Genomic DNA, 23261 nt, shown 5'->3' with positions numbered 1-23261 from the left:
TCCTCAGCTCCGGCCTTTCTGCAACGAATGTCTGCGCCCAAAAGAAAACTCCTTTGGGCGCCGTGAACTTCATTGGCCCTTGACCGACGCAATCGCCGGCCCGATCACCTTGGTCGCCAGCGGGATCAGCACCAGTCCCCAAGCGAGGCCAAACACCCCGTCCATCGCCGCCTTGGCAGCCCATTCCACAGCGCCGGCCCAGCCCTCCGGCACCGCGTGGCCCACGGCATAGGCCCAGTCGTGGATCAGATGGCCCAGCCAGCCAAAACCCAGCACCTCCAGCCCGTGGATGATGATGGAACCGCCCACCCACAACATCGCCGCAGTGCCGACCACCGACAGGATCTTCATCAGCACCGGCATGAATTTCACCAGCCCGCGCCCCAGGCCCCGGCCCGGAGACGTCAGCGCGTTCTGCGCCAGGTACAGCCCCACGTCATCCATCTTCACGATCAGCGCGACAGAGCCGTAGACCGCCAGCGTCACGCCGATGGCCACCACCGCCAGCGTTGCCGCCTGCATCCAGACGCTCGGTGCCTCAATGGCGGCCAGCGCGATGGTCATGATCTCCGCCGACAGGATGAAATCGGTCTTGATCGCGCCCTTGATCTTCTGCTCCTCCAGATGGCCCGGGTCCTTGATGCTCATATCCTCGTCAATGGCGTGGCTGGCATGGGGAAACAGCACGTGAAAGATCTTCTCTGCCCCCTCGAAACACAGGTAAGACCCGCCCAGCATCAGCAAGGGCGTGATCAGCCAAGGCGCGAAATTCGCCAGCAGCATCGCCACCGGCAGCAGCAGGATCAGCTTGTTGAACAAGGAGCCGCGGGTGATGCGCCAGATGATCGGCAGCTCTCGCGCCGGCGCGAAGCCCTGGAGGTACTTGGGCGTCACCGCAGCATCGTCGATGATCACCCCGGCGGTCTTGGCCCCGGCCTTGCCCGCTGCTGCCGCCACATCATCGACCGAGGCCGCCGCCACCTTGGCAATCCCCGCCACGTCATCCAGAAGCGCCAGCAATCCGCTCATGCCAATATCCTCAAAATCTATCCGCTTTAACAGGCAATCTGCCCGCTTCCGCGGCGCAGCACAAGCGTTAGCGCCACCGCGCCGGAACCGCGGATTTCCGTTAACGCCACCGCCGCAAACCGTTACCGCCAACATCATGATTTTGCGCTAACAGTTTCATTTAATGACGCTTTTACCCCTTTAGACCACATCCGCCCCGGTCTATATGGCGGCCAAAGGTTTTTGCTCGCTTGGAGACGTAACTCATGACCATCAAAGTCGGGATCAACGGTTTTGGCCGCATCGGCCGCTGCACCCTGTCGCACATCGCCGCCTCGGGCCGCGACGACATCGAAGTGATCAAGGTGAACGCCACCGGCCCGCTGGAGACCGCAGCGCACCTGATCAAATACGACTCTGTGCATGGCCGTTTCCCGGGCGAAGTGACCATCGGCGACGGCACCATGAACCTGGGCCGCGGCGACATGCAGATGTTCTCCACCTATGACATGAACGAGCTGGACTGGGACGGCTGCGACGTCGTTCTGGAATGCACCGGCAAGTTCAACGACGGTGAGAAGGCGAAGGCGCACCTGGAGCGCGGCGCGAAGAAAGTGCTGCTGTCCGCCCCCGGCAAGAACGTCGACAAGACCATCGTCTATGGCGTCAACGACGACCAGCTGGAAGCCGGCGACACCATGATCTCCAACGGCTCCTGCACCACCAACTGCCTGGCGCCGCTGGCCAAGGTGCTGGACGAGGCGTTCGGCATCGAGCACGGCATCATGACCACCATCCACGCCTACACCGGCGACCAGCCGACCCTGGACCGCCGCCACAAGGACCTGTACCGCGCCCGCGCTGCAGCCATGTCGATGATCCCGACCTCGACCGGCGCCGCCAAGGCCCTGGGCGAGGTGCTGCCGAACCTGAAGGGCCGCCTGGACGGTTCCGCCATCCGCGTGCCGACCCCGAATGTCTCCGCCGTGGACCTGACCTTCCGCGCAGGCCGCGACGTGACCGCCGAGCAGATCAACGCCGCCGTCAAGGAAGCGGCTGAGGGCCCGATGAAGGGCGTTCTGGGCTTTGAGCCGGCGCCGCTGGTTTCCACCGACTTCAACCACACCCCGGAAAGCTCGATCTTTGCACCCGACCAGACTCTGCGTGGTCGAGGACCGCATGGTCCGCGTTCTGGCCTGGTACGACAACGAGTGGGGCTTCTCGGTCCGCATGGCCGACGTGGCCGTGGCGATGGGCAAACTGGGCTAAACGCCCTCAGACCCTTGAGAATTCACGCCCGCTCAGGTTATCTGGGCGGGCGTTTTCCTTTGCGGCGGAGCTTTCATGACCAACCGGATTGCCATTTCCCTGGGCCTGCTCCTGATCGCCGCCGCCATTGTCGACATTGCCCTGTTCGGGGATCAGCACATGATCTTCCTGGGCAAGAAACTGTTCGCCCTGATCGACTGGGTCGCATTCTGGCGCTGAGCCGCTGTCACCGCTGCCGCTGCTTCGGAGCCGTCCGCGCCTACCAGCCGTCCGCCGCGGCGGCCTAAGCGGGGCCAGCTGAATTGACGAGGGCCCCCGCCCCCGGCGGGGAGACGGCCATTCTGCTGGCGGCGCGCCGGGCCGGTGCGGCAGGCAGGCCTAGGGCGCGGAGGGATCTGAAGCTGCTGCTTTGGAGAGCTCCAAGCCCCCCTTCCTTTGACTTGGCGGCGTCAGCCGCCGCCCGCGCGCAGCGCGCCGCCGAAAGCACAAAGCCGGGCGTCAGCCCGGCTTTGCCTGTGTCCTATGCTGCAAACAGGATCAGGCGGTCTTGCCCAAACGGGCCAGCAGCTTGTCCTTGACCAGCGGAGAGACGAATTTTGATACATCGCCGTCCAGCCGGGCGATCTCCTTGACCAGCTTGGAGGCAATCGCCTGATGCCGCGCCTCGGCCATCAGGAACACGGTCTCGATCGAACTGTCGAGCGCCCGGTTCATGCCGACCATCTGGAATTCATACTCGAAATCAGCAACCGCCCGCAGGCCGCGCACGATGATCTGGGCACCCACGTCGCGGGCGCAGTCGATCAAGAGATTTTCAAATGGATGCGCGACGATCTCGGTGCCGGTCTCGTCGCTCAGCTTGGCGCATTCCGCTTCAATCATGCCGACCCGCTCTTCCAGATCGAACAGCGGCCCCTTGTCACGGTTGATCGCCACGCCGATCACCAGCTTGTCCACCAGGGCGCTGGCGCGGCGGATGATGTCGATGTGCCCGATGGTGATCGGGTCGAAGGTGCCGGGATACAGACCCACACGCATGGGCGGCCTCCTGCCTTGTCAGAATTTCTGCGCACGCAAACACATTTGCGGCTGGCAATGCAAGGGGGCAGAAATACGGACCCCGCCCCTGCGGCTCAGTGCCCCATGATCATTTCCTGGAGCGCGTCCTTCTCCATCGCCACCTGCGCCAGCTGAGCCTTCACCGCATCGCCAAGGGTCACAATTCCCACAAGTTTTCCGTCCTCGACCACGGGCATGTGGCGGAACCGGCCCTCTGTCATCTGCTTCAGCAGCTCGCCCACATTGGACTGGGTGGTGCAGGTCACCAGATCGCGCGTCATATAGCCGCTGACCGGCTGATCCAGGCAGCCGGCACCCTCTTTGGACAGTTCCCGGACAATGTCGCGTTCTGACAGGATGCCAACCGGCGTCTCGCCATCCGCGGAAACCACCACGGTGCCGAAACGGTTGTCCGACATCACTTTTGCTGCCTCGGCCACGCTTGCATCCGGCTTCACTGTCACGACACCGGTGCTGGCTTTGGATTTCAAAATGACCTGAACAAGCATACGGCAAACCTCCGAAATATTATTGCGTTACAGCAAGGTTTGCCGCAACGCAGCTTCAAGTCAAGGATTCCAGCCGGGCCACCTCGTCGCGGATCCCCTTGGACAGCGCCTGGGCAAAGCGGTTCAGCCGCTCGCTGCGCTGGTCGCCCTGATGGCGCACCAGGTGGAAGCTGCGGGTCAGGCTCACCTTGTCGGTCAGGATCTTGCGCAGCATCCGGTGCGCCGGCAGGCTGAAGTCATGCGCCACGCAGACCGCGGTTCCTTGTGCTGCCATCTTGATCTGGACCGAGACGGAGTTTGAGGCCAGCGCCACCCGCTCCACGCCGATGTCGTTCAGATAATCGAGTTCCTTGTCGAAGATCATGTCCGGAATATAGCCGATCATCTTGTGGTCCTTCAGATCCTCCAGTTTGGTGATCGGCGGGTGCTCCTTCAGATAGTGGCGCGAGGCCACCAAATGCAGCTGATAGTCACAGATTTTCTGCACCAGCAGCTTGCCGGCCGTCGGCGCGCTGACAGTCACTGCCATATCCGCTTCGCGGCGGCTGAGGTTGATGACCCGCGGCAGCGCCACAATCTGAATGTCCAGATCCGGGTTCTCCTCAGAAATCTGCGCGCAGACCTGCGGCAGGATGTAATTGGCGGCGCCGTCCGGCGCGCCGATGCGGATCTGCCCGGACAGGGTATCATTGGGACCGGTCAGCGCTTCGGTGCCCGCCCGCATTGCCTGTTCCGCGGCCTCCGCATGAACCAGCAGCCGGTCTCCGGCGGCGCTCAGCGCATAGCCTTGCGGGGATTTCACGAACAGCGGCGTCTCCAGCGCCGCCTCGAACCGGGCCACCCTGCGGCCGACTGTCGCCGGGTCCATCTTCAGGACGCGGCCGGCGCCGGACAGGCTCGCCTCCCGTGCCACCGCCAAAAACACTTTCATATCATCCCACTGGGGATCCATCGGCCCAGTTCCTCCGTGTTCCTGCTAACGCCGCGTTAACCTTTTGCGTTCCTGCAAAGCCTCTTTGAAATCTTTCCTCTTTTCCGATGTTTTTTGCAAGCCTAGGATTACGGCAAGATGAACAGAGGAGGATCCGATGAAAGAACTCGGCCACTTTATCAACGGCAAGATTGTCTCCGGCACCTCGGGCCGTTTTGACGATGTTTTCAACCCGGCAACCGGCGAAGTGCAGTACAAATGCCCGATGGCAAGCGTTGCTGAAACCACCGACGCCATCGAAAAAGCCGCGGCGGCGCAGCCCGCCTGGGGCGCCACCAACCCGCAGAAGCGCGCCCGTGTGATGATGGCGATGGTTGGCCTGATGAACCGCGACATGGACAATCTGGCCGAGGCGCTCTCCCGCGAGCACGGCAAGACCATCCCGGACGCCAAGGGCGACCTGCAGCGCGGCCTGGAAGTGATCGAATACTGCGTCGGCGCGCCGCAGATGCTGAAGGGTGAATTCACCGACAGCGCAGGCCCCGGCATCGACATGTATTCGATGCGCCAGCCGCTGGGCGTTGTCGGCTCGATCATGCCGTTCAACTTCCCGGCCATGATGCCGCTGTGGCATGTCGGCCCGGCGCTGGCCTGCGGCAACGCCGTGGTGCTGAAACCGTCCGAGCGCGACCCCTCCGTGCCCCTGATGCTGGCCGAGCTGTTCGTCGAAGCAGGCCTGCCCGAAGGCGTTTTCCAAGTTGTGAACGGCGACCGCGAGGCGGTTGACACAATTCTGGACAGCGAAATCATCCAGGGCGTGTCCTTTGTGGGCTCCACCCCGATTGCGCAGTACATCTATTCCCGCGCCACCGCCAACGGCAAGCGCGCCCAGTGCTTCGGCGGCGCCAAGAACCACATGATCGTGATGCCCGACGCCGATCTGGATCAGGCCGCGGACGCGCTGGTCGGTGCAGGTTTCGGCGCGGCCGGCGAACGCTGCATGGCGATCTCGGTTGCGGTTCCGGTTGGCGAGGAAACCGCCGACAAACTGATCGAAAAGCTGATCCCGCGCATCGAGAAACTGAAAGTCGGCCCCTACACCGCAGGCGACGACGTCGACCTGGGCCCGGTTGTGACCGCGGCCGCCAAGGAACGTATCCTGGGCCTGATCCAGTCCGGCGTCGACCAGGGCGCGGAACTGGTTGTCGACAACCGCGACTTCAAACTGCAAGGCTATGAAGACGGCTTCTTTGTCGGTGCGCACCTGTTCGACCGGGTGACCCCGGACATGGACATCTACAAGCAGGAGATCTTCGGCCCGGTGCTTTCCACTGTGCGTGCAGGCACTTACGAGGAAGCGTTGAAGCTGGCGATGGACCACGAGTACGGCAACGGCACCGCGATCTTCACCCGTGACGGCGACACCGCGCGTGACTTCGCCAGCCGTGTGAACATTGGCATGGTGGGCATCAACGTGCCGATCCCGGTGCCGCTGGCCTACCACACCTTCGGCGGCTGGAAAAAGTCGATGTTCGGCGACCTGAACCAGCATGGCCCGGATAGCTTCAAGTTCTATACCCGCACCAAAACCGTGACCTCCCGCTGGCCCTCGGGTATCAAGGAAGGCGGCGAGTTCAACTTCAAGGCAATGGACTAACCCACTGCCTGAAAATGAGAAAAGGCCCCGGATTTTCCGGGGCCTTTTTCTGTTGGGGCAGCCTAGTGCAGACCCGCCACCACGACGGGCGGCGCTTTTACCGGCACGGTCGGGGTTAAAAATAAGGATTTCGGCCAAATTTCCCTTGTTCCGCCGCGTAACTCGTCTATCCGGTCAGCAACGGACAAACAGACGGCAGGCGCATGAGCAAGACACCCGACCCGAACCAGCCGAAGACGGCTGCAAGAACCGCCCGCGACTGGGTCAAGATCCTGGCCCAATACCGCGAACCCAGCCACCTGCGCAGTGCTTTCGAACTGGCGGTGACGGTGGTCCCCTTCCTGCTGCTCTGGGCCTTGGCCTGGTGGTCGCTCTCGGTCAGCTACTGGCTGACCCTCGCGCTATCCGTCTGTATCGCAGCCTTCCTGCTGCGCCTGTTCACCATCCAGCACGACTGCGGCCACGGCTCCTTCTTCACCAACCGCCATGTCAGCGACTGGGTGGGCCGCATCATCGGGGTGCTGACGCTTACACCCTATGACGTCTGGCGCCGAACCCATTCGATCCACCACAGCACCCACGGCAACCTCGGCAAGCGCGGCATGGGCGACATTCACACCATGACCGTCGCCGAATACCGCGCCGCCAGCCGCTGGGAGCGGCTGGTCTACCGGCTTTACCGCCACCCGGTGACCCTGTTCGGTATCGGCCCCGGATACCTGTTCTTCCTGCAGAACCGCATTCCCTACGGCCTGACCGGGCAGGCGCGCTATTGGATCAGCGCTATGGGCACCAATGCGTCGATCCTCGCGGCGCTGGGGCTGATCTGGTATTTCGGCGGCCTGATGCCGCTGCTGCTGATTTTCCTGCCCGCCACCCTGATCGCCGCCACTGCCGGCCTGTGGCTGTTCTATGTGCAGCACCAGTTCGAGACCACCCAGTGGACGCAGGATGAGGACTGGCAGCTGCATGACGCCGCCCTGCACGGCAGCTCGCACTACGTGCTGCCGCCGGTTCTGCAATGGCTCAGCGCCAATATCGGCATTCACCACGTGCACCATCTTTACAGCCGTATCCCGTTCTACCGCCTGACCGAAGTGCTGCGCGACCACGCAGAGCTGGCGGAGGGCAACCGCATGACCATCCGCGAAAGCCTGGCCAATGCGCGTCTGCACCTCTGGGATGAAGACAGCTGCCGCCTGCTTTCCTTTGCCCAGGCCCGCAAGCTTTACGCCTGACGCCCTGACCGGCGCCGGGCGGCAAGATCTTGCCGCCCGGCTCTACACAAACACGTGAAGCGCTGCCGCAGCTCTTTGACACCTCTGGAAATTCCCGTGCGGGTGATTATCTTGCCCGGAGTTTTTGAGCAGCACGGTAGATGAAAAATGACAAAACTCCGCATCACCCGCCGCGCCACCCTGATGGGCCTGGGCGCGACCCTGGCCACCCCGGCCATCCTGCGCGCGCAGTCGACAGACGCCTTCCCGCAGAACGAACCGGCCATCCGTGAGGAGGTTCCGGTTCAGCGCAATGTCTCCGCGTTCTCACAGCAGGACTGGCAGGATCATTTTGACCAGCTCGGCGCCGGTTGCCTGCTGGCCGACATAAGCTCCCGCGCCCTGCATTACTGGGGCCCGGACGGAGAGACCTACCGCCTGTTCCCTTCCTCAGTACCGATGACAGAAGATCTGACCAAGCGCGGCTACTCCAAAATCGTGCGCAAGGCGGAGAACCCCAGCTGGACCCCGACCCAGTCGATGCGCGAGCGCGACCCGACGCTGCCGGTCCGCATCGAAGGCGGCGCCCCGGGCAACCCGCTGGGCACCCGGGCAATGTACCTGGACTGGCCCGCCTACCTGGTGCACGGCACCCACGACACCCGCAAGATCGGCCGCCAAAGCTCCTCCGGCTGCATCGGTCTTTATAATCAGCACGTCGAAGAACTGTATGAGCTGGTGCAAGTCGGCACCCAGGTCCGGCTGCTCTAATCCGGGAACCCCGCAAGAGCTAAGCTTCCTGCAGAAAGAAGGGGCGAGGAGTTATCCGCGCCCCTTCTTTGTTACCGCCCGGCCTTAGCCCAGGCTTATGTGGTCAGGCTTCAACCCGGCATCAAAGCGCGCCACGGCTTTTTCCATCAGCGCCTCGTAGTTCCGTGTGAAGGTCTCAGTGTCATACAACGGGCCATTACGGATGCCCTCCTTCACGCGGGCCTTCACATCCGCCAGATATTCCGGATCGCGTGCAAGTTTCAGGGCCAGTGCCTGATACTGGTTCGGCGTCGCCGCCGTCAGCTCATCCAGACCGGTTGAGTGCAGCAGGCTGGCAGCAACACGTGCGGCAAACTGCTTGCCGATCTTGGTCACCACCGGCACGCCGGCCCAAAGTGCGTCACTTGCCGTGGTGTGGGCATTCACATTGAACGTATCCAGGAAGATGTCCGCCAGCGGCAGGCGGGCCAGGTGGTCTTCCTGCTCTGCATGACCGGCAAAGACAACGCGCTCCGGATTGACGCCGCGCTTCTTGGCTTCGGCGCGGATATTCTTCTGCACCGCACCATTAGCCGCGTAAAACCAGAGCACGCTGCCCGGTACAAGCTTCAGAAGCTTCATCCAGATACCGAACTCGTCCGGCGAAACCTTGTAGGGGCTGTTGAAGGAGCAGAACACCACACCGTTTTCCGGCAAGCCCATGTCTGCCCGTGTGGGCTTGAATTCGGACGCCTTCCGCCGGTCGTCGTTGGACTGGTAGCAATCGGGCATATAAAGGACTTTTTCGGTATAGAACCTGCGGTACTTCGGCGGCACGACGATCGGGTCTGCAACCATGTAATCCATCGCCTCAACGCCGCTGGTTCCCGGGTAACCGAGGTAAGAGACCTGAATGGGCGCCAGGCGGTGATCAAACAGATTGATCCGGTTTCCGTTTGTATGCCCCTTCAAATCCACCGCGATATCAAGGCCGTCTTCGCGGGCCATAGCGGTAATCGTTTCGCTGGGCATCCCCGAAATCTGCCGGTAGACATCCGCCGCGTCTTCGGCCCGCTGGCGGCCGTCCTGGTCGGTCATTGCGCCGTAGTCGTAGATGTAGATTTCGAACCGGCTGCGGTCGTGCATCTCCAGCATCCGGCCAATCAGGTACATGGTGGCGTGATCCAGGAAGTCGCAGGAGAAATACCCGATCTTGATTTTGCCGGACTTGGCCAAAGGCGCCGTGAAACCGCCAGTGTCGAAGTTGCGCAACTTCTGTGCGCTGGCCGCCTTGATCGAGTGGTTCATCTGAATTTCAGGATCGTCCACGATGCTCAGAAATGAGAACGGGTCGACAGAGGTGGTGCTCTTGGAGTGGTTCTTGACCCTTTTCAGCGCCTTGCCTACATCCGTCCAATCGCACTGGCGCCGCTTCAGATACATCAGGCGGGCAAAGACAACGTCGTTGGACGGATCGAATTTCAGCGTATCCTGGAAATAGTTGATTGCTTCTTCGTCTTGCGAAACCCGCATCAGATAACTTCCGATATAGGCCAGGCATTCCGGATTGTTCGGCTCAAGGCGCAGCGCGTCGACGTGATGCAGGATTGCTTTTTCAGGCAGCCCCATCAGTTCCAGAACTTCCCCGAGTGTGGTGTGGACCAATCGGTTCTTGGGGTCCAGTTCCAGCGCCTGCTTGAGCAGATAGACCGCATCCGTGCGCTTGCCTTCCACCGCCAACCGGGTGGCGAGCTTTCGCAGCTGTTCTGCATGTTCCTGGGGCGAGGCGTCCCGGACGCCCATCATACCATGCCGAATATCCATCGCGAAATTGGCCCGCAGATTGCTGGTCACCGCATTGGCGAAGTCCGGCTCACCGGTGGGGCTGCGGCCAGCCCCGTTTTGCTCTGAAGCCAGAAAATGCTGCGCCCCTGAATTCGACACTGCGTTTACTCCTTTTGGAATGCCCCGGCAGGATTTACCTGCGAGTGATCGGTTTGAGACAGAGTTTCGCCGAAGTTTCTTAACATTCTCCTCATCAAGCGCGCGCCGCCCTGCGGCATTGCTGCACGGCGGCTTTGCATTTGCGCAGCTTGCCTCAACGTCCTGCCGGCGCTATTAAATAAACAACTGTTCAATTCATTGCGCGACGGGAGGAGCTGAACATGGATTTCGCACTCACAGAGGAACAGCAGGCCATCTTCGACATGGCCCAAGCCTTTGGCCAAGAGAACATCGCGCCGCATTCCCGTGAGTGGGAAAAGGCTGGCACCATCCCCAAATCCCTGTGGCCGCAACTGGCAGAGCTTGGCTTTGGCGGCCTGTACGTCTCAGAGGAATACGGCGGATCCGGTCTTTCGCGCCTCGACGCCACTCTGGTGTTCGAAGCGCTGGCGATGGCTGACCCGGCGGTCGGCTCCTTCCTGTCGATCCACAACATGTGCGGCGGCATGATCGACAAGTTCGGCTCGGAAGAGACCAAGCAGAAGTGGCTGCCCAGCCTGTGCTCGATGGAGAAGATCTTCTCCTATTGCCTGACTGAGCCGGGCTCGGGCTCGGACGCTGCGGCGCTGAAAACCCGCGCCGAGCGCACCAATGAAGGCTACACGCTGAACGGCACCAAGGCGTTCATCTCCGGCGGCTCCTACTCCGACGCCTATGTCGTGATGTGCCGCACCGGCGAAGACGGTCCCAAGGGGATCTCCACCGTGGTGGTCGAGGACGGCAACCCGGGCCTCTCCTTCGGCGCGCTGGAGGACAAGATGGGCTGGAAGGCTCAGCCCACCTCGCAGGTGCAGTTCGATGATTGCGCGATCCCCGCGGACAACCTGATCGGCGAGGAAGGCAAAGGTTTCTCCTACGCCATGGCGGGTCTCGACGGCGGCCGCCTGAACATCTCGGCCGGTGCTCTGGGCGGCGCCCAGGCGGCGCTGGACCAGACCGTGCAGTACATGTCCGAGCGCAAGGCCTTTGGCAAATCCATCAACCAGTTCCAGGCGCTGCAGTTCCGGCTGGCGGAATATGAAACCCGCTTGCAGGCCGCCCGCACCTTCCTGCGCCAGGCGGCTTGGAAACTGGACACCGGTGCGCATGACGCCACCAAGTTCTGCGCCATGGCCAAGCTGATGGTCACCGACACCGCCTTTGACGTCGCCAACGGCTGCCTGCAGCTGCACGGCGGCTACGGCTACCTGGCCGACTACGGCGTCGAGAAGATCGTGCGCGACCTGCGGGTGCACCAGATCCTGGAAGGCACCAACGAGATCATGCGCCTGATCGTCGCGCGCCAGCTGATTGCAGAGTAACCTGCAATCAGCACACTGCCCGCGGCAACACATACTGACGGAGCACGCCCGATGAGTGATATCCATATCCGCAAATCCGGCCAGGCCGGCCGCATCACTTTTACCCGCCCCAAGGCGCTGAACGCGATGAGCTATGACATGTGCATGGCCATCGACGCCGCCATGCGCGACTGGGCCGGCGATGACACCGTCAAGCTGGTGGTGATTGACGCCGAGGGCGACAAGGCCTTTTGCGCGGGCGGCGATATTGCCGAGCTTTATGACACCGGCACCAAGGGCGACTATTCCTATGGCCGCACCTTCTGGCGCGATGAATACCGTCTGAACGCGCGGATTTTTGAGTACAAGAAGCCGGTGATCAGCTTCATGCAGGGCTTCACCATGGGCGGCGGCGTCGGCATCGGCTGCCACGGCACCCACCGGGTGGTCGGCGAAAGCAGCCAGATCGCCATGCCCGAGGTCGGCATCGGGCTGGTGCCGGATGTGGGCGGTTCGCTGATGCTGGCGCTGGCGCCGGATCACCTGGGCGAATACCTCGGCATGACGGCGGCGCGGATGGGCGCGGATGACGCGATCCTCGCAGGCTTTGCCGACTATTTCATTCCGCAGGACCAATGGCCCACGCTGATTGCCGGGCTGGAAGAGACCGGCGCCGCCAAACTGGTAGAGGACGCCGCCAAACCCGCCCCCGAAGGCAAGCTGCGCGCGGTCCGCGAGGATGCCGCCAAGCATTTCGGCAAGGACAGCCTGGAAGACATCCTGCAGGGTCTTGAGGCAGACGGCAGCGAATTTGCTGCTGCTGCGCTGAAATCCCTGAACCGCAACTCTCCGCTGTCGATGGCCTGCACCCTGGCGATGCTGCGCCGCCTGCGCGCCGATGGCCCCGCCATCCGCCGCGCACTGGACCTGGAATACCGCTATACCTACCGCGCGATGGAAAAGGGCGATTTTCTGGAAGGCATCCGCGCCCAGATCATTGACAAGGACCGCAATCCGCAGTGGCAATACGCCGGCGAGGCAGTGCCCGCATCAGCGGTGGAGGACATGCTGGCGCCGCTCGGCGCGGATGCGCTGACATTTGAGGAGGAACTCGCATGAAGATCGGATTTATCGGACTTGGCAACATGGGCGGCCCGATGGCCGCAAACCTGGCAAAGGCAGGCCACGAGGTGACCGGCTTTGACATGGCCGATGTCAGCATCGAGGGCGTGACGATGGCCGCCTCCGGTGCCGAGGCCGCAGCCGGCGCTGATGCCGTGATCACCATGCTGCCCAACGGCGCCATCCTGCGCTCGGTTGCCGATGAGCTGATCCCGGCCATGGCCAAGGGCGCCAATTTCATCGACTGCTCCACCGTCGACGTGGAATCCGCCCGCGCGGTGGCCGGACAGGCCGCGGACGCAGGGCTCATGTTCGTGGACGCGCCGGTCTCCGGCGGTATCGGCGGCGCGGCGGGCGGCACCCTGACCTTCATGGCAGGCGGCTCGGCAGAGGCGTTTGCCGCAGCGGAACCGCTGTTCGATATCATGGGCCAGAAGGCGGTGCATTGCGGCGAGGCCGGCGCCGGCCAGGCCGCCAAGATCTGCAACAACATGATCCTCGGCGTCACCATGATCGCCACCTGCGAGGCCTTTGCGCTGGCCGACAAGCTGGGACTGGACCGGCAGAAAATGTTCGACGTGGTTTCCACCTCCTCGGGCTACAGCTGGACCATGAACGCCTACTGCCCGGCCCCCGGTGTCGGCCCTCAATCGCCGGCCGACAACAACTACCAGCCGGGTTTCGCGGCCGAGCTGATGCTCAAGGATCTGGGCCTCAGCCAGCAGGCAGCCGCGAGCGCCGACGCCGACACCCCGATGGGCGAACTGGCCATGGCGCTCTACAAGAAATTCGTCGAGGAAGAAGACGGCAAGGGCATGGACTTCTCCGCAATGCTGCCCCGCTTTGAAAAGCGCAGCCGGGAGAGCTGAGGGGACTTGACCGCACCGGCAGCCCTCTGGCAGCCGGCACGACGCTTTGAAAGGCAGCCCGGAACAGGCTGCCTTTTTCTTCTGGTCTTCGACAATGCCCTTAAAATTCGAGTAAACTCCAGATTTCGGGCACCAGCCTGCCACAGTTCTGTCCAAGTTCGGCACCATTCCGGTAAGCAACCGCAAATCCTTGCACACCCGGAGGCAAGAAGCCCGAAATGGCCACGGCAACGGAACTGAACATCAACACTTCCGCCACCGCCACCCAGATGGCGGAGGAGATCTTTGGCGACGGCGTCACCGTCACCAGCGCCAGCTACAGCGGCGATGATCTGTCATCCGGCATCTATTCGGGCGCCGACACCAGCACGCCCGGCGTTGCGCCCGCGGACTCAGGGGTGATCCTGTCGACCGGCTATGCCCGTGACTTCACCAACAGTGACGGCTCCGCCAATACCAATGTCCGCGCCAACACCAGCACCAACACCTCCGGCGTAGACCGGGACGCCGACTTTGATGCCCTGGCCGGTGCCGCCACCCGCGACGCCTCCTTCATGGAGATCGAGTTCATCCCGGACGGCGACACGCTGACCATCGACTTCGTGCTCTCGTCGGAGGAATACCCCGAGTTCATCAACTCCCAGTACAACGACGTCGTCGGCGTCTGGGTGAACGGGGTTGAAGCCCAAGTGTCCATCGGCGACGGCACCGCCTCGATCGGTAATATCAACGGCGGCACTGAAAACATCTACGTCGACAATACCGGTGACCAGTTCAACACTGAAATGGACGGCTTCACCATCACCCTGACCTTCGTCGCCCCGGTGAATGCAGGCGAGACCAATACCCTCAAGATCGGTGTCGCCGACACCTCCGACAGCAGCTACGACTCCAACCTGCTGATTGCCGGCGGCTCAGTGCAGACCGCCGTGGTCGCACAGGGTGACCAGGAAGACATCGCGGTCAACAAAACCAGGGTTATTGATGTCCTGGAAAACGACAGCACCGCTGCCGGCGGCACTCTGACCATCACCCATATCAACGATCAGGCGGTTTCCGCCGGCGATACGGTCACCCTGACGACCGGCCAGGAAATCACCCTGAATGACGACGGCACCCTGACTGTCGTCACTGACGGCGACCTGGAAACCGTCTATTTCAATTACACGGCGGACAACGGCCAGGGCAATTCGGACACCGGTCTGGTGGAGATCAACCAGACGGTACCCTGTTTCCTGCGTGGCACCATGATCCGGGTTCCAGGCGGCGAGATCGCGGTCGAGGACCTGCGCCCCGGCATGGAAGTTCTGACCTACGACAATGGCCCCCAGAGGTTGCAATGGATCGGCAGCTGCCGCACCGATTGCACGCCCGGCACCGCCCCGATCCGCTTTGCCGCGGGCAGCTTCGGCAACACCCGCGACCTCTATGTCTCGCCCCAGCACCGGATGGTGGTGTCCGGACCGCTGGCGGAGCTGCTGTTCGGCGAAAACGAAGTGCTGGTAAAGGCCAAGGACCTGGTCAACGACAAGACCATCCGCCCGGCGCTGGATCTGGCGCAGGCGGAGTATTTCCACTTGCTGTTCGGCAGCCACCAGATTCTCTGGGCCAACGGCGCCCTCAGCGAGAGCTATCAGCCCGGTCCGGAAACGGCCGAGGGCTTTGATGCGGAAACGCAGGCGGAAATCCGCGAGTTGTTCCCGGATCTTTGCGCAAAAACCGGCCGCGGCTGCGGCGCCGCGGCCCGGCTGTCGCTGCGCAGCTTCGAAGCGCGGGTTATTGCCGCCGCGTAAGCGGCAACCGGCAGCCTGCCGCCACCCCTTTGCGTGTGCTCTTGGAATTGCCGCACGGGCGGTTATTTGGAGGGCAGCGAAGAAAGGATCCGCTGTAAATGGTACGCCGTCACCTTGTTCCCCTCACCGTTCTTGCCGCCGCCTGTGCGGTGGCGATTCCGCTGGCGGCCGGCAATGGTTTTGACACCCCGCTGCAGGCAAGCTTCCAGTGCCCGCATGTCATGGCCAAGAAGTCCGGCTATTGCGTGCCGCCGGGCCAGGCCAAGAAATTCTACCGGCGCGGCGACCACATCCTGGACAACTATACCTTTATCGGCAAGCCCGGCGGCTGGGCGCCGGACCCCTACGGCAGCTATGTTCAGGCAGGCGGCTATGTGTACCAGGTCAACCGGGAAACGCATAAAGTGCTGCGCCTGATCGGCGCTGAGTTTGAGCTGAAAAACTAAGTGGCAGAGCGGGCGGCCCGCTGCCCGGCCATCATTTTCATAGCCGTCCGCGTGCCCTCATCGGCCGGGAACAGCATCTCGATACGCAGTTCCGTCATCGCCAGATCGCCGGTGCCGCCGAACTGGGTGATGGTGGAAAAGAACGACAGCACCTGCCCGTCCAGACGGTAGCGGGCCGGGATCACCGCGGGCAGCAAGCCTTCGCACAGCGCTGCCGCCGTCACATTCCGCTGCAGCCGTTCTATCGCCTGTTCCAATACCGGATCGGCCCCAAAGTGGGCCAGTTCGGTCCGAAGCCGCGCCAGGCTGTGCCGTTCGACGTCTTCCAGATTGTCCAGCGCCGCCCGCAGCGCTGCGTTCTCCAGCAGCGCTTCTATCAGGCTGTCACCGGGTTTCAGCCCAGTTGCGTCCAGCATCATCGCCGCTGCCCGGTTCAGGCGCAGCAGCTGCCAATGGCGGCCAAGAACCATCGCCGGAAACGGCTCATGGCCCGCCAGCATCTGTTCCGCAGCCTGCCACAGCGGTGCCAGCTCCTCATCCTCCAGCGGCCGCTGCAAATAGGCCGGCGCCAGGCCTGCCGCTGTCAGCAGCTGATTGCGGGCCGCGGCAGGCACCTGCAGCTCATCGCTTAGCCGCAGCACCATGCCCCGGCTGGGCTGCGCCCGCCCGGTTTCCAGAAACGACAGATGCCGCGGCGACACTCCGGCGCTCAGCGCCAGTTCCATCTGGCTCAAGCGCCGGACCTGCCGCCATTTCTTCAAAGCCCCGCCAAATGCTGCCGCCATCGCTGCCTCCTGCCTTTGATCCACTCTACACCAAGAGCTGCTGGAAACACTTACCTCCAAGGTAATTGAATTCACTCCCCCTCTGCCCGCAGGCTAAGGCCAGTTCAATACAGGAGGTCCCAATGACCCGCTCCGCTTCCGTCCGCTGGCTCAAAACCGCCGCGGTGCTCTCCGCCGCCTTCGGCCTCGCCATGGTGCTGGCACTGGCCACACCGCTCTCACAGGCCCTCGGTTTCTTTCTGGACCTGGCCTTTCTGCCCTTGGATGGCGGGCAGAGGCTGGAACCCGGCCCCGCGTCTCTTATGACCGCCATCAGCGGCGGCTTGCTGTGCGGCTTCTGCGCGCTGATTTACCTGGTGACAGAGCATGTCTACTCTGCCAACCCGCCCCTGGGCCGCCGTCTCCTTATCCCGGCGCTCTTAGCCTGGTACATTCCCGACAGCCTCGGCTCCCTCGCCGCCGGCGCCTGGTTCAATGTGGTGATGAACTCGGCCTTCCTCGCCCTGTTCCTGGTGCCGCTGCTGCTGGCCCGCCCGTCAGCAGCGCAACCCGCATAAGAAAGGGGGCGTATCAGCCCCCTTTCATCATTCCTGAAATACTCCGGGGTGAATTGGCCAAAGGCCAAGAGGGGCAGCGCCCCCCGCCCTTTAATGCGGCGCAACGCCCCGCCCTTATTCCGCCGCCACCTTCCGCGCCGCCAGAATGTCCTTCAAGTAGCGCCCGGTATGGCTGCGCGGCTCATCGGCCACCGCCTCCGGCGTGCCCGCCGCCACGATCTCACCGCCGCCATCGCCGCCCTCCGGGCCGATGTCGATGATCCAGTCCGCGGTCTTGATCACATCCAGATTGTGCTCGATCACCACAACCGAGTTGCCCTGCTCCACCAGCTCGTGCAGCACTTCCAGAAGCTTCTTCACATCCTCGAAATGCAGGCCAGTGGTCGGCTCATCGAGAATGTACAGCGTCCGCCCGGTCGAGCGTTTCGACAGCTCCTTGGACAGTTTCACCCGCTGCGCCTCGCCGCCCGACAGCGTCGTCGCCTGCTGGCCCACCTTGATATAGCCAAGGCCCACCCGCATCAGCGCATCCATTTTGTCGCGGATCGCCGGCACCGCCTGGAAAAACTCCTGCGCATCCTCGACCGTCATATCCAGCACATCGGCAATGCTCTTGCCCTTGAACTTGATCTCCAGCGTCTCACGGTTATAGCGCGCGCCCTTGCAGGTCTCGCAGGTCACATAGACGTCGGGCAAAAAGTGCATCTCGATCTTGATCACACCATCGCCCTGACATGCCTCGCAGCGCCCGCCCTTGACGTTGAAGGAGAACCGCCCCGGTTTATACCCCCGCGCCTTTGCCTCCGGCAGGCCGGCAAACCAGTCGCGGATCGGTGTGAAGGCCCCGGTGTAGGTCGCCGGGTTCGACCGCGGCGTGCGGCCGATCGGGCGCTGGTCAATGTCGATCACCTTGTCCAGATGCTCCAGCCCCTTGATGCTTTCGCAGGGCGCGGGCGTCTGGCGCGCGCCGTTCAGGCGCATCGAGGCGGTCTTGAACAGCGTCTCGATGGTCAGCGTCGACTTGCCGCCGCCCGACACGCCGGTCACGCAAACAAACTTGCCCAGCGGGAACTCCGCCGTCACCTCTTTCAGGTTGTTCCCGGTGGCCTTGACCACCTTGATCTTCTTCTTGTTGCCCTTGCGCCGCTTGCCCGGCACCGCAATTTCCCGCGTCCCCGCCAGATACTGGCCGGTGATCGAGCCTGCGTCCGAGGCAATCGCCTGCGGCGTGCCGTGGCTCACCACCTCGCCGCCATGCACCCCGGCGCCGGGGCCGATGTCAAAGACGTAGTCCGCCTGCCGGATCATGTCCTCGTCATGTTCCACCACGATCACGGTGTTGCCCTGATCGCGCAGGTTCTTGAGGGTGCCGATCAGCCGGTCATTATCGCGCTGGTGCAAACCGATAGAGGGCTCGTCCAGCACATAAAGAACCCCGGTCAGGCCGGAGCCGATCTGCGAGGCCAGGCGGATACGCTGGCTCTCGCCCCCCGACAGCGTGCCGGAATTCCGGCTCAGGGTCAGATACTCCAGCCCCACGTTGTTCAGGAAGCCCAGCCGCTCGCGGATTTCTTTAACGATGGCGCGGGCGATCTCCTGCTTCTGCTGGCTCAGATGGTTCGGCACATCCTCGATCCAGGCCAGTGCTTCGCGGATCGACTTCTGCACCACCTGCCCCACATGCACCCCGGCGATCTTGACCGCCAGCGCTTCATCCCGCAGCCGGTAGCCCTCGCAGTGGTGGCAGGGACGGTTGTTCTGGTACCGCTCGAATTCCTCGCGGATCCAGTTGGAATCGGTCTCGCGGTAGCGCCGCTCCATGTTCGGGATCACGCCCTCAAAGGTGCGCTCCACCTGGTAAACCCGGCCGCCTTCGTCATAGCGGAACAGGATCTCCTCCTCGCCCGAGCCATAAAGGAACACCTTCTGCACCTTCTCGGGCAGATCCTTCCATGCGGTGTTCTTGTCGAACTGGTAATGCTTCGCGATGGCCTCGATGGTCTGCAGGAAGTAGGGCGACTTGCCCTTGCGCCAGGGCGCCAGCGCACCGTCATAGACCTTCAGCGACTGATCCGGCACCACCAGCCGCTCGTCAAAGAACAGCTCCACCCCCAGGCCGTCGCACTGCGGGCAGGCCCCGAAGGGCGCGTTGAAGGAGAACAGCCGCGGCTCAATCTCGGGGATGGTGAAACCACTGACCGGGCAGGCGAAATTCTCGCTGAATGTGATGCGTTCGGGATCGCCCTCCTTGGGCGCGGTCTCCAGAATGGCAATACCGTCAGCAAGGTCCAGCGCGGTGCGAAGCGAATCCGCCAGCCGCGTCTCCATGCCTTCGCGCACCACCAGGCGGTCGACCACCACGTCGATGTCATGGCGGAACTTCTTGTCCAGCACGGGCGGCTCGTCGAGCTCATAGAACTCGCCGTCCACTTTCACCCGCTGGAAACCCTGCTTGCGCAGCTCCAGGAATTCCTTCTTGTACTCGCCCTTGCGGTCGCGGACGATCGGCGCCAGCAGATAGCCGCGGGTGCCTTCCTCCATCTCCATGATCCGGTCGACCATGTCCTGCACCTGCTGCGCCTCAATCGGCAGCCCAGTGGCCGGGCTGTACGGCGTGCCGGCACGGGCAAACAGCAGTCGCAGGTAGTCATAGATCTCGGTCACCGTGCCCACGGTGGAGCGCGGATTCTTGGAGGTCGTCTTCTGTTCAATCGAAATCGCCGGGGACAGACCGCTGATGTGGTCCACATCCGGCTTTTCCATCATGTCGAGGAACTGGCGGGCATAGGCGCTCAGCGATTCCACATAGCGGCGCTGGCCCTCGGCATAGATGGTGTCGAACGCCAAGGACGACTTGCCCGAGCCGGACAGGCCGGTGATCACAACCAGCTCATCGCGCGGAATATCCACGTCGATGCTTTTCAAATTGTGCTCGCGCGCGCCGCGCACTTCGATGGATTTCAGCTCAGCCATAATGCCCCCGTACCCGCGCCCGCCGAACCCTTGGCGGACGAACGCCCTACAGATAGGGAATGCGATCGGAAACGCCAAGCCCCCATAAAGAACATATCGCGAACAAGAGGAAGTTTGCTGACAGCAGCTGGCAGCAGCCGGAACGCAGTGTCTGCCCGGTCCGGATTTCCCTGAAATCCGGCGCGCCGCGCATCGCGCGGCGCCACGCCCAACGGGACGCGGTCCCCCACGGGGGCCGGTGACGGGCGGGAGTACCTCTAAGCCAAAGCGCGCCGCCGGGCGGACAGCAGCACATGCACCGCCGCGCCGCATAGAAACAGCACCAGAACCGCAGCCATCATGCCGCCGAATCCCGCCGCCGACAGCGACAGAACCATCAGCGGCGTGCCGATCGTGTTGCCCAGGTTGCCCATCTGCGCCATCGCGCCGCTGGCCTGCGCCCGCGACGCGGCGGTTTCATTCAGCTGCGGCACCGCGGCAAAGGAGCCGCCCTGCACCAGCCCCATCGCACCGGCCATGGCGATACAGGCCAGCGGCGCACCGGGCACGGCCCACAGCCACAGGGCCGCCGCCGCACAGGCCAGAAACCCCAATTGCGCCAGCCGCACCCCGGGCAGGTACCGCAGCAGGAAAACTCCAATAGTCATCGAAACCGCAATGCTCGCCAACGGCATCATCCCCAGCACGAAACTGCGCGCCCCCTCTGCGATATACGGCGGCATCACAGTCAGCACCGCGACAAAGCAGCAGGTGTAGAACAGCCAGCCCGCAGCAGGCGCCGAAATCCAGGGCGAGCGGTAAACCGGCAGATGCAATCCCGGCAGTTCCGCCAGCCGCGGCAGCGGCGTCCGCTCTGGCACGGGAACTGCGCGCAAGGCCAGGCCGAGCAGAACCGCCAGCCCTGCCATCACCGCCGCATGAGCGCCGAACAGCGCCAGCAGCCCCCAGGCGCGCACCAGCGGCAGGCCGGCCCAGGCCAGCAAAGTAAAGGCGACGGCAAAGAACGTGCTCCACAGGGTCATCGCCAGCCCACGGCCCCGGTCAGAACTCAGCTGCGCAATCAGGACCGGCCCCGCCACCACAATGCCGAGGTGCGAGAGCCCCTCGACCACACGGGTGGCCAGGAACAGCCCGAACGGCAGATGCAGCGCCTGCAAGGCAGACACCGCCGCCCCGGCCCACAACGCCCAGACCAGCGTGCGCCGGTAGCCAAAGGCCGACGCATACAGCCCCGCCACCGCCCCCAGCAAAATGCCCAGCGTGCCCACCAGCGAGACGGAAAAGCTGAGCGCCGTGCCCGCCTGCGGATACAGCTCGCCCATGCGGCCGAAGATCACGGAGATCTTGCCGTATTGCGCCGCGGCCCCCAGCCCCGCGGCCCAAACCGCCAGGATCAGCCCCCAGCGGGAGTTTCCGCCATCCGTCAAATGTCCGCCCTCAAATAGAAAAAGCAGGCACGCACCGCGCCTGCTTTCCCTGTCCTGCCTGCTATCGCCGCCCGCGGCAAGAGCCGCAGTGCGGGAATGCTGCGTCACATGTGGATGACGCGGTCAAAGGCATCGAGCACCGATTCATGCATCATCTCGCTCAGCGTCGGATGCGGGAAGACGGTGTTCATGAGGTCTTCCTCGGTGGTTTCCAGCTGGCGGCCCACCACATAGCCCTGGATCATCTCGGTCACCTCGGCGCCGACCATATGGGCGCCCAGCAGTTCGCCGGTCTTGGCGTCAAAGATGGTTTTCACCATGCCCTCGGCCTCACCCAGCGCAATTGCCTTGCCGTTGCCGATGAAGGGGAAGCGGCCGACCTTGATGTCATAGCCCAGCTCCTTGGCCTTCGCCTCGGTATAGCCGACGGAGGCCACCTGCGGCTGGCAGTAGGTGCAGCCGGCGATGCTCTCTGGCTTCACCGGATGCGCGTGTTTGCCCGCGATCAGCTCGGCCACCATCACGCCCTCATGGGACGCCTTGTGCGCCAGCCAGGGCGCACCGGCGATGTCGCCGATGGCATAGAGGCCATCAACACCGGTGCGGCAGTACTCGTCGGTAACCACATGGGTGCGGTCGACCTTGACGCCCAGCTCTTCCAGGCCCAGGCCCTCGACGTTGCCGACGATGCCAACGGCAGAGATCACGGTGTCGAATTCCTGCTTCTCGACCTTGCCGCCGACTTCGATATGGGCGGTCACCTTCCCCTTGCCGCGGTCCAGCTGCTTGACCATGGCTTTCTCCATGATCTTCATGCCCTGCTTGACAAAGGCCTTCTTGGCAAAGGCGGAAATCTCCGCATCTTCAACCGGCAGCACCCGGTCCATCACCTCAACCACCGTCGTTTCAGCGCCCAGGGTGTTGTAGAAGCTTGCAAATTCGATACCGATCGCGCCGGATCCGATCACCAGCAGCTTCTTCGGCATGCGGACGGGGTCCAGCGCGTGCTTGTAGGTCCAGACCAGATCGCCGTCCGCTTCCAGGCCCGGCAGCTCCCGCGCCCGCGCGCCGGTGGCCAGCACGATGTTCTTGGCGGTCAGATCCTGGCTGCCCTTGTCGGTCTTGACCGACACTTTGCCCTTGGCGGGGATCGTTGCCTCGCCCATGACCACGTCGATCTTGTTCTTCTTCATCAGGTGGCCGATGCCGGAGGACAGCTGTTTGGCCACCCCGCGCGAGCGTTTCACCACCGCGTCCAGGTCATATCCAACCTTTTCCGCCTTCAGACCGAAATCCTTTGCCCGCTCCATCAGGTGGAACACTTCCGACGAGCGCAGCAGCGCTTTGGTCGGGATGCAGCCCCAGTTCAGGCAGATGCCGCCCAGATGCTCGCGCTCGACCACGCAGGTCTTCAGCCCCAGCTGTGCTGCGCGGATGGCGGCAACATAGCCCCCCGGCCCGGCGCCGATTACGATCACGTCATAGGATTGTGCGGCCATGCTGTCCCCTCGCCTTGAACAGGATCAATAAAACTAGTTTACCGTTAAACTATTTCTTTCTGCACTGCAATCACCCTCTGCTGCGGCATAGCGGTCATGCGTTTTA

The 23261-nt window shown here is 63.1% G+C and carries 19 protein-coding genes and 1 pseudogene; 11 read left to right on the top strand and 9 right to left on the bottom strand.

The features are described 5' to 3' along the window. Nucleotides 1-69 precede the first annotated feature (69 nt). Nucleotides 70-1029: a DUF808 domain-containing protein gene (locus ACXAED_RS17735; protein ID WP_475051915.1), complete on the bottom strand. Its 960-nt coding sequence runs from the start codon at nt 1027-1029 to the stop codon at nt 70-72. A gap of 245 nt (nt 1030-1274) precedes the next feature. Here ACXAED_RS17735 and gap point away from each other — a divergent pair. Both gap and ACXAED_RS17725 read left to right on the top strand, forming a co-directional pair. Next, a pseudogene (gap, locus tag ACXAED_RS17730) lies at nt 1275-2277 on the top strand (type I glyceraldehyde-3-phosphate dehydrogenase). 75 nt (nt 2278-2352) lie between these two features. Beyond that, entirely contained in the window at nt 2353-2496 is a 144-nt protein-coding gene (locus tag ACXAED_RS17725) for a hypothetical protein (RefSeq protein ID WP_475051912.1), read from the top strand. Nucleotides 2497-2814: 318 nt separating this feature from the next. On the opposite strand, the gene coaD is transcribed toward ACXAED_RS17725, so the two are convergent. From coaD to ACXAED_RS17710, 3 genes are all read right to left on the bottom strand, one after another. Beyond that, nucleotides 2815-3315 (bottom strand): pantetheine-phosphate adenylyltransferase, encoded by a 501-nt coding sequence (gene coaD, locus ACXAED_RS17720; protein WP_475051909.1) that lies wholly within the window; start codon nt 3313-3315, stop codon nt 2815-2817. 95 nt (nt 3316-3410) lie between these two features. Then, nucleotides 3411-3845, bottom strand: a complete 435-nt coding sequence (locus ACXAED_RS17715; RefSeq protein WP_475051906.1) for a CBS domain-containing protein — start codon at nt 3843-3845, stop codon at nt 3411-3413. Nucleotides 3846-3900: 55 nt separating this feature from the next. Continuing rightward, nucleotides 3901-4797, bottom strand: a complete 897-nt coding sequence (locus ACXAED_RS17710; RefSeq protein WP_475051905.1) for a LysR family transcriptional regulator — start codon at nt 4795-4797, stop codon at nt 3901-3903. Between the two features lie 136 nt (nt 4798-4933). Between ACXAED_RS17710 and ACXAED_RS17705 the strand changes: the two genes are divergently transcribed. The 3 genes from ACXAED_RS17705 (at nt 4934) to ACXAED_RS17695 (ending at nt 8421) form a co-directional block, all read left to right on the top strand. Beyond that, on the top strand, nt 4934-6433 hold the full coding sequence (locus ACXAED_RS17705; RefSeq protein WP_475051903.1) for a CoA-acylating methylmalonate-semialdehyde dehydrogenase: 1500 nt from the start codon (nt 4934-4936) through the stop codon (nt 6431-6433). A 203-nt stretch (nt 6434-6636) separates the two neighbouring features. Continuing rightward, nucleotides 6637-7671 (top strand): fatty acid desaturase, encoded by a 1035-nt coding sequence (locus ACXAED_RS17700; protein ID WP_475051900.1) that lies wholly within the window; start codon nt 6637-6639, stop codon nt 7669-7671. 147 nt (nt 7672-7818) lie between these two features. Continuing rightward, a complete protein-coding gene (locus tag ACXAED_RS17695) occupies nt 7819-8421 on the top strand; it encodes a L,D-transpeptidase (protein WP_475051898.1) in 603 nt (200 codons plus the stop codon). An 84-nt stretch (nt 8422-8505) separates the two neighbouring features. Here the strand turns inward: ACXAED_RS17695 and ACXAED_RS17690 are convergent, their stop codons facing one another. After that, complete coding sequence (locus tag ACXAED_RS17690) at nt 8506-10344, bottom strand: O-linked N-acetylglucosamine transferase, SPINDLY family protein (RefSeq protein ID WP_475051895.1); 1839 nt, start codon at nt 10342-10344, stop codon at nt 8506-8508. 221 nt (nt 10345-10565) lie between these two features. On the opposite strand from ACXAED_RS17690, the gene ACXAED_RS17685 reads away from it, so the two are divergent. The 5 genes from ACXAED_RS17685 to ACXAED_RS17665 all read left to right on the top strand — a co-directional run bounded on the left by ACXAED_RS17685 (nt 10566) and on the right by ACXAED_RS17665 (nt 15914). After that, on the top strand, nt 10566-11705 hold the full coding sequence (locus tag ACXAED_RS17685) for an acyl-CoA dehydrogenase family protein (RefSeq protein WP_475051893.1): 1140 nt from the start codon (nt 10566-10568) through the stop codon (nt 11703-11705). A gap of 51 nt (nt 11706-11756) precedes the next feature. Next, a complete protein-coding gene (locus ACXAED_RS17680) occupies nt 11757-12803 on the top strand; it encodes an enoyl-CoA hydratase/isomerase family protein (protein WP_475051890.1) in 1047 nt (348 codons plus the stop codon). Continuing rightward, the gene (mmsB, locus tag ACXAED_RS17675) at nt 12800-13675 is read left to right on the top strand and encodes a 3-hydroxyisobutyrate dehydrogenase (RefSeq protein WP_475051888.1); all 876 of its coding nucleotides are present in this window, start codon (nt 12800-12802) and stop codon (nt 13673-13675) included. The genes ACXAED_RS17680 and mmsB overlap by 4 nt, the downstream gene beginning before the upstream one ends. 218 nt (nt 13676-13893) lie before the next feature. Continuing rightward, nucleotides 13894-15468: a choice-of-anchor L domain-containing protein gene (locus tag ACXAED_RS17670; RefSeq protein WP_475051887.1), complete on the top strand. Its 1575-nt coding sequence runs from the start codon at nt 13894-13896 to the stop codon at nt 15466-15468. A 98-nt stretch (nt 15469-15566) separates the two neighbouring features. Next, on the top strand, nt 15567-15914 hold the full coding sequence (locus ACXAED_RS17665; RefSeq protein ID WP_475051886.1) for an excinuclease ABC subunit A: 348 nt from the start codon (nt 15567-15569) through the stop codon (nt 15912-15914). Here the strand turns inward: ACXAED_RS17665 and ACXAED_RS17660 are convergent. Then, nucleotides 15911-16699: a helix-turn-helix domain-containing protein gene (locus ACXAED_RS17660; RefSeq protein WP_475051884.1), complete on the bottom strand. Its 789-nt coding sequence runs from the start codon at nt 16697-16699 to the stop codon at nt 15911-15913. The genes ACXAED_RS17665 and ACXAED_RS17660 overlap by 4 nt on opposite strands. 122 nt (nt 16700-16821) lie before the next feature. Here ACXAED_RS17660 and ACXAED_RS17655 point away from each other — a divergent pair, with 122 nt between their 5' ends. Next, the gene (locus ACXAED_RS17655; RefSeq protein WP_475051882.1) at nt 16822-17256 is read left to right on the top strand and encodes an excinuclease ABC subunit A; all 435 of its coding nucleotides are present in this window, start codon (nt 16822-16824) and stop codon (nt 17254-17256) included. Between the two features lie 114 nt (nt 17257-17370). Here the strand turns inward: ACXAED_RS17655 and uvrA are convergent, their stop codons facing one another. From uvrA to lpdA, 3 genes are all read right to left on the bottom strand, one after another. Further along, a complete protein-coding gene (gene uvrA / locus ACXAED_RS17650; RefSeq protein ID WP_475051881.1) occupies nt 17371-20229 on the bottom strand; it encodes an excinuclease ABC subunit UvrA in 2859 nt (952 codons plus the stop codon). Between the two features lie 257 nt (nt 20230-20486). Beyond that, a complete protein-coding gene (locus tag ACXAED_RS17645) occupies nt 20487-21656 on the bottom strand; it encodes an MFS transporter (protein WP_475051879.1) in 1170 nt (389 codons plus the stop codon). A 104-nt stretch (nt 21657-21760) separates the two neighbouring features. Continuing rightward, on the bottom strand, nt 21761-23155 hold the full coding sequence (gene lpdA / locus ACXAED_RS17640; RefSeq protein WP_475051877.1) for a dihydrolipoyl dehydrogenase: 1395 nt from the start codon (nt 23153-23155) through the stop codon (nt 21761-21763). Nucleotides 23156-23261: the final 106 nt, after the last annotated feature.

The organism is Leisingera sp. ABM4_103 (assembly GCF_056158685.1).
This window is presented reverse-complemented; position numbering and strand designations above follow the sequence as displayed.

Excerpts from the sequence above, each read along its gene's own strand:
- ACXAED_RS17735 (WP_475051915.1), bottom strand. The coding sequence starts at position 1,029 with ATGAGCGGATTGCTGGCGCTTCTGGATGACGTGGCGGGGATTGCCAAG.
- ACXAED_RS17725 (WP_475051912.1), top strand. The coding sequence starts at position 2,353 with ATGACCAACCGGATTGCCATTTCCCTGGGCCTGCTCCTGATCGCCGCC.
- coaD (WP_475051909.1), bottom strand. The coding sequence starts at position 3,315 with ATGCGTGTGGGTCTGTATCCCGGCACCTTCGACCCGATCACCATCGGG.
- ACXAED_RS17715 (WP_475051906.1), bottom strand. The coding sequence starts at position 3,845 with ATGCTTGTTCAGGTCATTTTGAAATCCAAAGCCAGCACCGGTGTCGTG.
- ACXAED_RS17710 (WP_475051905.1), bottom strand. The coding sequence starts at position 4,797 with ATGGATCCCCAGTGGGATGATATGAAAGTGTTTTTGGCGGTGGCACGG.
- ACXAED_RS17705 (WP_475051903.1), top strand. The coding sequence starts at position 4,934 with ATGAAAGAACTCGGCCACTTTATCAACGGCAAGATTGTCTCCGGCACC.
- ACXAED_RS17700 (WP_475051900.1), top strand. The coding sequence starts at position 6,637 with ATGAGCAAGACACCCGACCCGAACCAGCCGAAGACGGCTGCAAGAACC.
- ACXAED_RS17695 (WP_475051898.1), top strand. The coding sequence starts at position 7,819 with ATGACAAAACTCCGCATCACCCGCCGCGCCACCCTGATGGGCCTGGGC.
- ACXAED_RS17685 (WP_475051893.1), top strand. The coding sequence starts at position 10,566 with ATGGATTTCGCACTCACAGAGGAACAGCAGGCCATCTTCGACATGGCC.
- ACXAED_RS17680 (WP_475051890.1), top strand. The coding sequence starts at position 11,757 with ATGAGTGATATCCATATCCGCAAATCCGGCCAGGCCGGCCGCATCACT.
- mmsB (WP_475051888.1), top strand. The coding sequence starts at position 12,800 with ATGAAGATCGGATTTATCGGACTTGGCAACATGGGCGGCCCGATGGCC.
- ACXAED_RS17670 (WP_475051887.1), top strand. The coding sequence starts at position 13,894 with ATGGCCACGGCAACGGAACTGAACATCAACACTTCCGCCACCGCCACC.
- ACXAED_RS17665 (WP_475051886.1), top strand. The coding sequence starts at position 15,567 with ATGGTACGCCGTCACCTTGTTCCCCTCACCGTTCTTGCCGCCGCCTGT.
- ACXAED_RS17660 (WP_475051884.1), bottom strand. The coding sequence starts at position 16,699 with ATGGCGGCAGCATTTGGCGGGGCTTTGAAGAAATGGCGGCAGGTCCGG.
- ACXAED_RS17655 (WP_475051882.1), top strand. The coding sequence starts at position 16,822 with ATGACCCGCTCCGCTTCCGTCCGCTGGCTCAAAACCGCCGCGGTGCTC.
- uvrA (WP_475051881.1), bottom strand. The coding sequence starts at position 20,229 with ATGGCTGAGCTGAAATCCATCGAAGTGCGCGGCGCGCGCGAGCACAAT.
- lpdA (WP_475051877.1), bottom strand. The coding sequence starts at position 23,155 with ATGGCCGCACAATCCTATGACGTGATCGTAATCGGCGCCGGGCCGGGG.